The sequence below is a fragment of the Streptomyces sp. NPDC053755 genome, assembly GCF_040677675.1.
Lineage (GTDB): Bacteria > Actinomycetota > Actinomycetes > Streptomycetales > Streptomycetaceae > Streptomyces.
This window is the reverse complement of record NZ_JBFASK010000013.1, coordinates 115,392-128,049: the sequence shown is the minus strand read 5'-3', so window position 1 is coordinate 128,049 and position 12,658 is coordinate 115,392. Positions and strand designations below refer to the sequence as shown.

The 12,658-nt window shown below is 71.5% G+C and carries 10 protein-coding genes; 4 read left to right on the top strand and 6 right to left on the bottom strand.

Annotated elements, in window-relative coordinates; all coding sequences use genetic code 11:
• Positions 1-122: 122 nt before the first annotated feature.
• Positions 123-2,186: an RICIN domain-containing protein gene (locus tag AB0K65_RS15555; RefSeq protein WP_365716586.1), complete on the bottom strand. Its 2,064-nt coding sequence runs from the start codon at positions 2,184-2,186 to the stop codon at positions 123-125.
• Positions 2,187-2,641: 455 nt separating this feature from the next.
• On the opposite strand from AB0K65_RS15555, the gene AB0K65_RS15550 reads away from it, so the two are divergent.
• The 4 genes from AB0K65_RS15550 (at position 2,642) to AB0K65_RS15535 (ending at position 7,803) form a co-directional block, all read left to right on the top strand.
• Positions 2,642-3,598 carry a zinc-binding dehydrogenase gene (locus AB0K65_RS15550; protein ID WP_365716584.1) on the top strand — a complete coding sequence of 319 codons (957 nt, stop codon included), beginning with the start codon at positions 2,642-2,644 and terminating at the stop codon, positions 3,596-3,598.
• Between the two features lie 233 nt (positions 3,599-3,831).
• Positions 3,832-5,322 carry a hypothetical protein gene (locus tag AB0K65_RS15545; protein WP_365716685.1) on the top strand — a complete coding sequence of 497 codons (1,491 nt, stop codon included), beginning with the start codon at positions 3,832-3,834 and terminating at the stop codon, positions 5,320-5,322.
• A 235-nt stretch (positions 5,323-5,557) separates the two neighbouring features.
• On the top strand, positions 5,558-6,409 hold the full coding sequence (locus AB0K65_RS15540; protein ID WP_365716582.1) for an aldo/keto reductase: 852 nt from the start codon (positions 5,558-5,560) through the stop codon (positions 6,407-6,409).
• Positions 6,410-6,771: 362 nt separating this feature from the next.
• Positions 6,772-7,803 carry a hypothetical protein gene (locus AB0K65_RS15535; RefSeq protein WP_365716580.1) on the top strand — a complete coding sequence of 344 codons (1,032 nt, stop codon included), beginning with the start codon at positions 6,772-6,774 and terminating at the stop codon, positions 7,801-7,803.
• A 113-nt stretch (positions 7,804-7,916) separates the two neighbouring features.
• Here AB0K65_RS15535 and AB0K65_RS15530 read toward each other — a convergent pair whose 3' ends face one another.
• The 5 genes from AB0K65_RS15530 to AB0K65_RS15510 are packed head-to-tail and all read right to left on the bottom strand — an operon-like array spanning position 7,917 to position 12,077.
• A complete protein-coding gene (locus tag AB0K65_RS15530) occupies positions 7,917-9,362 on the bottom strand; it encodes a cytochrome P450 (protein ID WP_365716578.1) in 1,446 nt (481 codons plus the stop codon).
• On the bottom strand, positions 9,359-9,982 hold the full coding sequence (locus AB0K65_RS15525) for an ATP/GTP-binding protein (protein ID WP_365716576.1): 624 nt from the start codon (positions 9,980-9,982) through the stop codon (positions 9,359-9,361). Before AB0K65_RS15525 ends, AB0K65_RS15530 begins: the two co-directional genes overlap by 4 nt.
• Positions 9,963-10,319: a DUF742 domain-containing protein gene (locus AB0K65_RS15520; RefSeq protein ID WP_365716574.1), complete on the bottom strand. Its 357-nt coding sequence runs from the start codon at positions 10,317-10,319 to the stop codon at positions 9,963-9,965. Before AB0K65_RS15520 ends, AB0K65_RS15525 begins: the two co-directional genes overlap by 20 nt.
• The gene (locus tag AB0K65_RS15515) at positions 10,316-10,723 is read right to left on the bottom strand and encodes a roadblock/LC7 domain-containing protein (RefSeq protein ID WP_365716572.1); all 408 of its coding nucleotides are present in this window, start codon (positions 10,721-10,723) and stop codon (positions 10,316-10,318) included. The genes AB0K65_RS15520 and AB0K65_RS15515 overlap by 4 nt, the downstream gene beginning before the upstream one ends.
• 1 nt (position 10,724) lies before the next feature.
• Positions 10,725-12,077 carry an ATP-binding protein gene (locus AB0K65_RS15510; RefSeq protein ID WP_365716570.1) on the bottom strand — a complete coding sequence of 451 codons (1,353 nt, stop codon included), beginning with the start codon at positions 12,075-12,077 and terminating at the stop codon, positions 10,725-10,727.
• Between the last annotated feature and the right edge of the window lie 581 nt (positions 12,078-12,658).

Sequence of the window (12,658 nt, the reverse complement as noted above, 5' to 3'; positions counted from 1 at the left end):
CCCGGGCCGGCGGACGGTCGCATGCCGCCCGCCGGCCGTCACTCGCGCCGTAGGCCGTCACTCCGGTGGGCGGTCCTCCCCGTGGTGGACGGCGTCGGTGAGAGCGGGGCGAACCGGACGGGTCAACCGGACTTCTGCAGCGTCCAGATCTGCGCGGGGCCCGAGGACGCGTGCTGGAGCTCGATGAGCCAGGATCCGTAGTACGGCCGGTTACTGACGCCCAGCGCGAAGCGGCTCGATCCCGCCGTGATCATCACGCCGTTGCCGAGGGGAGCCAGCCGCCACTGCTGGGCGGCGGAGTCGCCGCAGGGCTGCTGGGACACCCACATGCCCGGGCCGGCCGTCCCGCCGGTCTGGAGGCACTTGCCCGTCGCGGCCGAGCGGATGCGGCTGAGCCCGCCGCCCGCGTCGTCGACGTACCACTGCTGCGGGGCGTAACCGTTGCGGGGTGAACCGACCAGGACCGTCCCGTCAGCGGTCCGGCCGCCCCAGACCTCGGCTGCCGCGCCGGTGGGGCCGTTGGCGAGGACGTAGCGCGCGTTCGGCACGGTGCCGCCGCCGTTTCCGCCGCCGGCGGTGCGGAAGGCGGTGGCCTTGCCCGGGCCGCTGTCCCGTCCCGACCGGTCCCGTACGGAGACGGCGAGGGTGTGGCCGGTGCCCGGCTTCAGGTTGTAGACGCGGGCGCTGTTCGTCTGCACCCAGCCGAGGGCCTTGCCGTCGAGGAAGAGCTGATACCAGGCGGCGGCGTCCACGGCCTTCCAGGTGGCCACGACGGAGTCCGACGCGACCTGTCCGACAGTCACCGTGGGCGCCGTGGACGGTCCGCCGGTCGGCCCGCCCGTCGGAGTCGGAGTGCCGGTGGGCGACGGATCGGGCCGGGTGTTTCCCTTGTTCCGCATGAGGAACTGGCTGTCGGCGATGTTCCAGTGCGAGGCCAGATAGCTGCCGGGCTTCGGACTGGTGTGGAAGTAGTCGTCGTGGTTGCAGTCGAGCCGGTTCTCGTAGGCGCCGTCCTGGCAGACCGAGCGCATCCGCGGGTAGTACGGGCTGTCGGAGTAGCACATCACGTCCCACTCGTCGGTGCAGTGGGCGCCCCGGCTGGTGTGGGGTGCGCTGTTGTTCACCGCGCCGAGGTTGTGGCCCAGTTCGTGGGCGGCGGTGTGCCCGCCCCAGCAGCCGGTGTCCGTACGGCCGTAGGAGGGACCGAAGTTGCTGAGGTTGTTCTGGGCGGGCCGCTCGTCGCCGGCGAAGGTGCCGATGCCGCAGTACACCTGGGCGTCAGCGAAGATCATGTACTTGCGGTCACGCCGGTCGAGGCCCCGGGCGGCGAGCGCCCGGTTCATGGCGCTGAACTCGGCGAGGGCCGGGGCGGGGAGCTCGATGTCGAGCACCGTCGGCACGCAGTCGGAGCCGGTGACGTAGCGGATGTGCCGCACTCCGCCGGTGTCCTCGGCGCTCGCGGAGAAGATCAGGTCGGCGTCGGCCGCCCACTTCCGGAAGGACGCCAGGTACGTGGCGTACCGGTCCGTTCCGGGGGCGTGGGCGTAGACGACCTGGACGCGGTTGCCGGTCGTCCCGTCACCGTCGCACTGCACGGTCTGTCCCGTAGGGCCGGTCGCGGACGCGTCGCGTGTGCCGGTTGCCGCCCCGGCCGGCGGGGCGCCCTTCCGCGGCGCGGCGGCATCCAGCGCGGGGGCGGCGGTCCGGGGCAGTTCGGTGCCCGGCGGCTTGCCGTCGGTCCCGCCGGGCACCGGTTCTGCCGGGTTCGTCCCGGGGGCGACCGCCTTGACGGCCGGAGGCGTGTCCTTCTTGATGTCGACGCCCTTCGGAGGGGCGTCGGGGCCGTGGGTGCAGTGGCCGGCCGCCGTGCGGTAGACACCGGCGCACGGATCCCCCTCGGGCGCGGGCGTCAGGCCTTCGTAGACCAGCCCGCGCTCGGGCTCGCTCTTCGGCTTCTCGACGAGGGGGTCGGGCTCCTCGTCGCGCGTCGGCTCCGCGGCCGGCTGCGTCGCCGTGCTCGGCGTGCCGACGGGCTGCGCGAGGGGCAGCCCCCGGTCCGTGCCGGCTGCCGGCCCGGCGGCCTCGTACGCGACACCTCCCGCGACCGCCAGGGCGGCGACGGCCGCGACGAGTATGAGGCCGGGGGTCTTTCGGCGCTGGGTCCTGAGTCTTCGACGTCCTGACACGGGGCACCTCTTCCTTGATCGGGGAACGGTGCGCGGAAGCCTGCCAGAACATCGGGATGGGCAATTGAGACATAGAGGGGCCCAAGGAATGTGTGCGTTCCGTTATCCGGTGGTCTGAAATGATGAGCAGTCATACTGCTTGCAGGGAAGCCCAGTTGACGCCACTCGTTGCGAATGGTCCAGCCTTCACGGGACTTCTCGTTATGCGATCGAGATATACGCGACACCTATGTGACGGGGCGTCAACGGAATGCCTCACTCCAAGGAATTCCCGTCGTCACACCTGGTGCGGGAAATGAAATAGATGCTTGGAGAAGCCATAAGGCGTCCTCGGACCGAGAAGTGGCGCAGCTCACATACTGAGCAGTTGGTAATGAGCAGCGCCTGATGGGAACGTGAGGGCGGCGGGGTCCGCAGGAGTGCACCGCCGGACATGTCAGGGGTGAGGAGCGACTGTGCGTGCGATACACGTCACCGAATTCGGCGGGCCCGAAGTACTGCGACCGGTGGAGATACCCGATCCCCGGCCCGAGGCGGGCCGCCTGCTGATCGACGTCTCCGCCGCCGGCGTCAACTACGCCGATACGCACGCGGTCGAGGACTCCTACCTGTCGCGTTCCGCCACGCCCATGGTCCCCGGCGGCGAGGTCGTCGGCCGCACGGAGGACGGACGCCGGGTCGTCGCCCTCGCCGACCTCTACGGCGGGTACGCCGAAAAGGCCTCCGTGCGGGAGGACTTGGCGATCGACGTTCCCGACACGGTGGGGGACGGGGAGGCGCTGGCCCTGATCGTCCAGGGCCTCACCGCGTGGCACCTGCTCCGCACCGCGGGGCGCATGGCCTCGGGCGAGTCGGTCGTCGTGCACGCCGCCGCGGGCGGCACGGGTTCGCTCGCCGTCCAGCTGGCGAAGACCTTCGGCGCGGGACGCGTCATCGCCACCGCGTCGACCCCGGAGAAGCGGGAACTCGCACTGTCCCTCGGTGCGGACGTCGCCGTCGACGCCGATGCCGACGACCTCAAGGCACGGCTGATCGAGGCCAACGAGGGCAGGAAGGTGGACGTCGTCCTCGAGATGACCGGCGGCCCGGTCTTCGACGCGTCCCTCGCCGCCCTCGCGCCGTTCGGCCGGCTGGTCACGTACGGCATGGCGAGCCGCCAGGCCCCGAGCCCCGTCCACGCGGCGCAGCTGATGGGCCGGTCCCGGGCGGTCGTCGGCTTCTGGCTGATGCACGCGGTCGGACGTCCCGGCATGTACCGCGAACCGATGGCCGAGCTGCTCGCCATGGTCGCCGACGGCCGTCTGAAGCCGCAGGTGGGCGGGGTCTATCCCCTCGCCGAGGCGACCCGCGCCCACGAGGACCTGCGCGCCCGCAGGACCGTCGGCAAGCTGGTGCTCGACACCTCCCGCTGACGGAGCGGCGCGCCCTCCACCCCGTCCGGCGGACGGACACCCACGGGCGGTCCCGACGGCTGCGGGGTGAGGCCCCGCCATGGAACAGCGCCGCGGCCCCGAGAAAAGCGGAGCGTGACGACCCGACGTGAGACGTAAGTCGCACGAGCGACGTCCCCGGATGCGACTTCGGTCGCACAAGTGAGCCGCCTCGAATGGCGACTTCGGTCGCATGCGAGGACGACCCCGGAGGGATGTGGCATCGCGCCCCCGGCCCTGAGGATGGCGGGGTGAACGAGATCATCGCGGGGCTCCACCTGTCCCCTCCGGAACTTCTCACCCTGCTCAGTGCCGTCGCGCTGGTGGTGGCGCGCTGGCTTCCTCCCACCGCCCGCGCACGCGTCACGGTCGCGGCGGGAGCGCTCCTGGTGGTGGCCGTGATCGCGCTGAGTGTGGTGGGTGTCCGCTGGCAGATGCTGCCCGTCCTGGCAGGCGCCGCCGTCGCGTCACCGTTCGCGCTCTCTGCGCTGTTGCGCCGTCGCACCGGACGACCCGCGCGGCGGGCCCGATGGTGGCTGGCGGGGCCGGGGTCCGTGGCCTGCCTCGGCCTGATCGTCACCGGCCCCCTGACGGCCTGGGCCCTTCCTGTGCCGGTGTTCCCCGAGCCGTCGGGCCGCTACGCGGTCGGCACCGACGTCGTGCAGTGGACCGACCCGCGCCGCCCCGAAAGCTTCACCGCCGATCCGCACGACCGGCGCACGGTGGTGGTCCAGCTCTGGTACCCCGCCCGGACGAGTCCGCCGGGCGCGCGGCGGGCCCGCTACCTCGGACGCACCGAGCACGAGGCGCGCACCGTTTCCGATGCCCTCGCCCGCACGGCCGGTCTGCCCGGCTTCCTGGTCGACGGCGTCCCGCGTGCGCACACCCATGCGGTCTTCGACGCTCCGGTGGCCGTGAGGGGCGGGCGGTTCCCGGTCGTGCTGTTCTCTCCCGGGTCGAGCGGAGTGCGCACCCAGAACACCGTCTGGGCGGAGGAACTGGCCAGCCACGGCTACGTGGTCGCCGCCCTCGACCACCCGTACGACTCCGCCGCCGTCGTCCTCGCCGACGGCCGGACGATCCGCTCCGAGATCGCCTCCACCGGAGACCAGGCCAAGGACACCGATCTTGCGGCCGGCTGGACGGCCGTGCGGGCCGCCGATCTCCGCTTCGTCCTCACCCGGCTGGACCACCTGGCCCGGGGGGAGACGGCCGGCCCGCTGACCGGACGCCTGGACACCGGCCGGGCCGCGGTCACCGGCCACTCCATGGGCGGCGCCGCGGCTCTGCAGGCAGCCCGGCAGGATCGCCGGTTCGACGCCGTCATCGACCTGGACGGCTACCCCCACGGCCCCGCCTCCCCCTTCCTCCACCAGCCGACGCTCGCGCTCACCCAGGCCGTCACCCGCGAAACCGACCCGCGCTACCTGCCCCGCCTCACCGAGGCCCTCACGCGCAGTACCGCGACGAGCTACCGCCTCACCGTCCCCGGCACCGCACACCTCTCCTTCATGGACGGCCCCCTCTATCTGCCGCCCGTGCCCTCGATCGTCGGGTCCCTGGGCCGCACCGAGAGTCCGCGCGTCGTCGCCGCGACCACGCTCGCCTTCCTGGACGCGACCCTCCGGCACGAACCCGGTGACCTGGCCGGCGCTCTCGCGGCCTACGGCGACCTCAGCGTCCACCGACCGGACGACAGCCCTTGATCGGCTGTACCGTGCCGGCCGGCCGGCACGGAACCGGCGGAGGGAACGGCGGGCAGCCGATGTGCGCGGGGCGCCGCCGGCCCTCGCCGTCACCCGGGCTTCGACCGGCACGACCCGCCGGGCCGGGTGAGAGTGGAAGGCGGGCAACGCCACCGACGACGAGGGGGTGCTCGGGCCGGTACGCCCGAGGCCCTCGTCCGCCTCCGACCCCCCGCACAGCTAAGGACCCTCCCCCATGCAGACCGTCACCCTCAACAACGGCGTCGAGATGCCGCTCCTCGGCTTCGGCGTCTACCAGATCCCCGCCGAGGACACCGAGCGCGCCGTCTCCGAGGCCCTGGCCGTCGGCTACCGCCTGCTGGACACCGCCGCCGCCTACGGCAACGAGCGAGCCGTGGGCCGTGCCGTCTCCTCCAGCGGCATCCCGCGCGAGGACCTGTTCGTCACCACCAAACTGTGGGTCCAGGACGCCCCCGCCGAGGACCTCACACGCCGCGCGTTCGAGACCTCGCTGACCAGGCTGGGCCTTGACCGCCTCGACCTGTACCTGATGCATCAGCCCTTCGGCGACGTCCACGGCCAGTGGCGCGCCATGGAGGCGCTCCACCGCGAGGGCGCGACCAGGGCGATCGGGGTGGCCAACTTCTACCCCGACCGGCTGATCGACCTGATCGTCCACAACGAGATCACCCCGCAGGTCAACCAGATCGAGACCCACCCCTTCTTCCAGCGCGCCGACTACCAGGTCCTGATGCGCGAGCACGGGGTGCAGATCCAGTCCTGGGGCGGCTTCGCCGAGGGCAGGAACGACCTGTTCACCAACCCGCTGCTCGCCGGGATCGGCAAGGAGCACGGCAAGTCGGTCGCCCAGGTCGTGCTGCGCTGGCTCACCCAGCGCGGTGTCGTCGCCATCCCCAAGTCCGTGCGCGCCGAGCGCATGGCCGAGAACTTCGACGTCTTCGACTTCCGGCTCACCGACGAACAGATGGACCGTATCGCCACCCTCGACACCGGCAGCTCCCTGTTCTTCGACCACCGCGACCCCAAGATGGTCACCTTGCTCGGAGGGCACCGTCTTGACGACTGAACGGTGCCGGAATGTACGTACGGCAACGGAAAGCTCCCCAGGGCGGATCGTTCCCTTCCGCACGCGCACCTGTTCCGATCGCGTTCCGGCCAATTGCGGGGTTGCCGGTCGTTCGTGGAGGGCAGGTTTGGAGAGTTGCAGGGCGGGCATCGACCGGCCTCATGGCAGGGGGCGGTTGTCGGCACATGCGGGAGCTCGCGCGGGAGCGCGCGGCGCATCGCATCTCTCCGGCATGGCGTCCACGGCGTGCCGGAGCTTCCGGCTGCGTGGTGCGAACGACACAGGGGACCGCCTCCCTGCAGGCAGACCGCTCGAAGGGTGGCTCGCAGGCCGACGCGGGCCACGGAAGAAGGAGGTTGGCCATGACAGTGCGTGCCGTCGAGCTCCCCCAGCTGTGGATGCCCTACCCGCTGCGGGTGAACCCCTATCTGCCGGCCTTACGCGAGGAGAGCGAGTCCTGGGCGCGCGCGATGGGCATGCTGGACGGCGACGCGGGATCGCCGGACCGCCGCGCGATATGGACCCGGGCCCGGTTCCATGCCATGACCGTGGACCAGCTGACCGCCTGGACCCTCCCCGACGCCTCTCTCGACGGCCTCCGGCTCAACCACCGGTTCAACATCTGGGCTCTGGCCTGGGACGACTACTTCGCCTCCGCCTTCAAGCAGACCGGTGACCTGCCCGGCGCACGGGTCTTCACCGCCCGGCTGCGCGCTTTCCTGAGACCGGAACCGGGCGCCCGGTTGCCGGAGCCGACCAACGCCGTCGAGCGGGGGATCGCCGATCTGCAGCGGCACCTCTTCCCTCCGCACCTGGCCCACTGGCGCGAGGAGTTCAACCGCGCCCTGGAAAGATACGTCGATGCCGGGGTCGAGGAACTGGCCAACAGCCGCAACGGCCGCATCCCCCACCTGATCGACTACGCCCCGTTCCGGCGGGAGAGCTTCGCCGCCTACACCGCGCCCTACTCGGTCGAGTTGGCCACCGGCGCACGCATCCCCGAGCAGATCCGGCACACCCGGACCGTCCACGCCCTGCTCGACGCCTTCATGGACTTCATGGGCCTGGCGAACGACATCGCCTCCTACGAGAGGGAGGTGCACGAGGAGCACGACGTCAACAACCTCGTCCTGGTCGTCGGAACGTCCCTCGGCATCAGCCTCCACGACGCGGTCCCGGCTGCCCTGCATCTGGTGAACGCCCGGCTGCGGGACTTCGAGCACCTCAGGCAGGAGGAACTGCCGCTGCTCGTACGGCGATCCGGGCTGCACGACGACGAGCGCGCCGAGTTGGAGGTGTGGCTCGAGGGAGCGTGCGGTTTCCTCTCCGGTATCCACGCCTGGTACACCGGAGCTCCCCGCTACGCCGCCACGAACGTCTCGTTCCGGCCGTAGCGGCGGCGACGGCCGTGACGGCGAGGGACACCGTGCGCCGAGGGGTGCCGCCGAACGCGTCGGCACCCCTCGGCGGGTACGGTCGGTCGGCGCCGGGACACCGGCCGGCCCGGCTACCTCCTCCGCAGGAGACGTCCGACCCGCGTCCACCACGAGGCACGGGGCTCGGACCGCTGCCGCGTCTCCGGTTCGTTCCGCGGCTCCGCCGGAGCCGGCGGCATCGCGATGCCCTGGGCGGGCGGGGCCGGGAGCGGCGCCGGCACGTCGTGCGCCTGGGGCGGCCGGGGGGCGAAGGTGACGGGCAGCTCGGTCAGATGACGGGCCCAGGTGGAGGAACGCCAGGTCAGACTCTCCTCGGGGACGCCCAGGGTGATGTCGGGCAGCCGGGTGAGGAGGATGTCGATCCCGGTGTCGGCGATGATGCGCCCGATGTCCTGGCCCGGGCATTCGTGGGTACCCGCGCTGAAGGACAGGTGCGCGCGGTTGTGGTGCACGGGCGCCGAGGGATCCGGGCGGATCGCCTCGTCGACGTTTCCGGCGGCCAGGCCCAGCAGGAGCATGTCCCCCGCCTTGATCTGCTGCCCCCCGAGGGTCGTGTCGCCGTTGGCCCAGCGTCCCGGACACACCATCAGCGGGGGCTCGTCCCAGAGGACCTGCTCCACGGCTTCGGGCAGGGTCATCTGTCCGCCGGCCAGCGAGCCGCGGAAGCGGGGGTCGCTGACCACCATGCGCAGGACGTTGGCCATGAGGTTGGCGGTGGTCTCGTATCCGGCCAGCAGGATGAGCCGCAGGTGGTGCTGGACCTCCTCGTCCGAGAGGTTGGCGGGATGGGCCATCAGCGCGGAGGCGATGTCGTGCCCCGGGCGGGCCCGCTTGGCCACCACGAGCCGTTCGAGGCTCTCCAGCACGTAGGCGTTGCTGGCGAGTGACGTCTCGGTGGCCTTGAAGAGGTCCCGGGCGGCGTGCACGAGCTCGGGCGCGGACTCCTCCGACATGCCGAGCAGGTGGGTGAGGGTGAGCATGGGCAGGTGCTCGGCGTACCGGTCCACCAGTTCCGCCTCGCCGCGCTCGCAGAACGTGTCGATGAGCTGGTGGGCGAAGCGGGTGATGTGGCGACGGATCCCGCGGTGGTCGAACTGGCTGAGGCTGGCCGTGACCGCGCCGCGCAGGCGCTGGTGTTCCTCCCCGTCCGCGCAGACGCAGTCGGGACGCCAGCCGATCATCGGCACGAGCGGCGAGGTGGCGGGGTCGATCTCCCCGCTCGTCCAGCCGTGCCAGACGCGCGGGTCGCGGGAGAACTGGGTCGGGCGGCTGGCCACGTCCCGGTTCTCGAGGTACCCCAGGACCAGCCAGGCGCGTACGTCGCCGTCGAGCAGGACGGGCGCCACCGGGCCATGGGCCGCGCGCAGCTTCTCGTACAGGCCCATGGGGTCCGTCTCCGCGTCGGCGCCGTAGAGCCGGGTGGCTCCGCCGGGTCCGGTCGCGGTGTGGGCCGGGCAGCCCGGAGGCGGGCTCGGCTCGGACGTCACGGTGGGGCTTTCGGTGGGCGGGACGGTCATGCGGTCTCCTGGGCGGCGGCGAGGGTGCGCAGATAGACCATCAGCGAGAGGAGGGCGTCGCGGCAGGACGCCCGGTCGCGTGCGTCGCAGGTGACGATGGGCACGGAGTCGCTGAGGGCCAGAGCGGTGCGCAGATCCGGTACGGGGTACTGCGGGGCCTCCGGGAAGGCGTTGACGGCCACGACGAACGGGACGCGGCGGTCTTCGAGACGGGTGATGACCTCGAAACACACTTCGATCCTGCGGGTGTCGACGAGCACCACGGCGCCGAGCGCGCCCTCGAAGATGCCGTTCCACAGGAACCAGAAGCGCTCCTGTCCCGGAGTCCCGAACAGGTAGAGGATCAGCTCCCGGTTGATGCTGATCCGTCCGAAGTCCATCGCGACGGTCGTCGTCTTCTTGCCTTGGGCGCCGGGATTGTGGTCGATCCCGACGCCCGCCTGCGTCATGGTCTCCTCGGTGGTCAGGGGCGGGATCTCGCTCACCGCCCCGACCATCGTCGTCTTGCCGACTCCGAAGCCGCCGACGATGACGACCTTGACGCCCCTGGCCCCGTGGGGCAGCAGCACGTCGGTGTCACGCGGGCCGGCGCCGAGAGCGTCAAAGCTGGCGTAGTCCATGGATCACCGCCTCCAATAGGCCGCGTTCGGGGTATGCCGCCACCGGCACGGGTGCGATGGCCTCGACCCGCTCGTCGTCGACGAGCTTGGAGAGCAGCACGGTGACGACGCTGAACGGGAGACTGAGATAGGCCGACACCTCGGCCACCGAGAGCGGGTAGGTGCACATCGAGAGGATGGCCGCGTGCTCCGGCTGCATCGCGGGCTCGGGCTCGGACCTCGCCGCGATGAGGGTGACCAGGTTGAAGGCCTTGGCCTTGGATCCCGGGCCACCGGTGATGACGTAGAGCGGGACGGGAGTGCCTTCTTCCCAGGGAGCCTGGTTCTCTGATGTCACATCGCCTGCCCGACGTCATCACGCGGCGGGCTGGTCATGTGCTGACCGATGCGCACCACCAGCGTGCGCATGCGGTCCCCCAGGAGTCCGGCGTCCACCTCCTGGTCGGCCAGCACCGCGAGGTAGGCCCCGGGGCCGGCCGCCATCAGGGAGAAGTACCCGCCGTCGGCTTCGATGCCGACCATCCGCGTCGAACCGTTCCCGTGCGGGAACATCTGGGCGATGGCCCGGGCCAGGCTCTGGATCCCGGAGCAGGCGGCGGCGATCGCGTCGGCGGTGTCGGACGCCGTGTTCGCCTGCCCGATGCACAGGCCGTCCGACGACAGGACGACCACGTGTCGCACGTACGGGACGCCGCCCACGAGCTCCTTGAGCATCCAGTCCATGTTGGGCAGTGGCTGCATGTTACTCGACCTCATCTGACGGCTCGCTGTGTGGAGTGGATGGTTCCGCGCCCGGCCTCTTCTCGCCGTTGAACGCCTCCCACATCAGGCCCGGCGGGCGGGACGCGGCGGAGGGCCCCCGGGGGGCGGGCGGGGTGGGCGTCCCCATGACGACCGGTGTCGGGACGGGCGTCTCGCGGCGTCGCTGCGGGAGCCCGTTGGCGGTCTTCCCGACCTCGCCCGTCTCCGGGACGGCGTCGCGCGCCTGCGCAGGTCGGGGCATGACGGGGCCGCCCATGCGCCGGCGGACCGGCGGCGGGGTCCTCACGACGGGCTGCGGCACCGTGGTGATCAGACGCCGGGGCACGAGCACGACGGCCCGTACGCCTCCGTAGGCGGAGGTCCGCAGATCGACGTCGCAGCCCAGCTCGCGGGCGAGCCGGCTGACGACGGGCAGGCCGAGCTGCGTCACCTCGCCGAGTCCGGCGAGGTGGATGGTCGACCCCGACTGCGCCATGACGCGTTCCACACGCTGCCGGACCTCTTCGGTGAGCCCGACGCCACGGTCCTCGATCTCGATCGCGATGCCGGAGGGCACCTCGCTCGCGGTCACCTCGACGGGGGTGTGCGGCGGCGAGAACGTCGTGGCGTTGTCGAGGAGTTCGGCGAGCAGGTGGATCAGCGGTTCGGCTCCCGGGCCGGTCACGGCCACTTCCGTCACCGACTGCAGCTTCACGCGGGGGTAGTCCACGATGCGTGACATGGCACCGCGCAGCACGTCGTAGAGCGGAATGGCCTTCGACCACTGGCGCCCGGGCCGGGCGTCGCCGAGGACCGCGATGCTGGCCGCGAGGCGGCCGATCAGGGCGTTGCGGTGGTCGATGTCCTGCAGGCCGCGCGAGACCACCACGTCCGTGCCGTGGAGGATCTGCATGGAGTGCAGATCCTTGGCGAGCTGGTGCACGATCGCCTGCACCCGCCGCGCGACCGCCACGAGGGCCCGCTGGGAGGCGTCCCGGGTGTACTCCTCGGCCTCCACCGCCTCCAGGAGCGTGCGCAGGGCTCCCTTGAGCGCCTCGGTGAACTCGTCGTCGAGGTGCTTGCCGAAGGTCACGGCCTGCAGGATCTCCGAGGCGGGGGTCCCCTTCTGGAGGCGGGCGACGGCCGCGGGCAGCAGCTCCTCGGCGAGCCAGACGGTGGTGGCCCGCTGCTGGGCCAGGCGCCCGATCAGCGCGGCCTCCCGCTGTGCGGCGCGCTCCCCCGCCTCGGCGCTCGCCCGCGCGTGGCGGGCCCTTTCCGCCGACCGCAGCCGCCGTGCGGTCTCGGCCGAGGTGGCGACCGTGAGGAGGACGGCGGTGAGGCCGCACCAGGCCACCGGTGTCCGTATCTGTGCAGGCGAGAGGAGCAGCGCTATGGCGGAGGCTCCGGCCAGAACTCCGGGCGGGAGGAGCCATACCCGGGCAGCCGCGGTTGACCGGGCTCTGGAAACTGATCCTGCACGAACCATCAAGGGGTCCCTAAACAGTCTGAAATGAGCGGACCGAGGTGATGCGATGCGCCGAGACGAGCGAGTCGGACTCCACACGGGCACGCACGCATGCCCCGACGAGGCCCCGCGGCCGCCTCGGGATCGCGCCGTCGGTCGCTTCCCATGGCAGCCCACTCCGTCCGCGCGCACCACGGCGACCATGACTCGCTGTGAGCGCGGCGCAACACATCGGGGAGCATAGTCAGTTCGTGTTCGCCATGTGACTTTGCGAAAAGGACAGCCGCCACCGGTCATTTCTGGCGTATCAAACGGCCAATCCAGGCATCGAAGAAGCTCTCAACCGATCACACCCTGGCCTTCGCGCCCTTGGTCCCCGGCGGTGACCCGTCAGCTGGCGCGGCTACGGCGAGAAAGCCCGCGCCTGGTGCCCGATGCGCGGCGGACCCGGCTCGTGGTCGAGCGGGCAC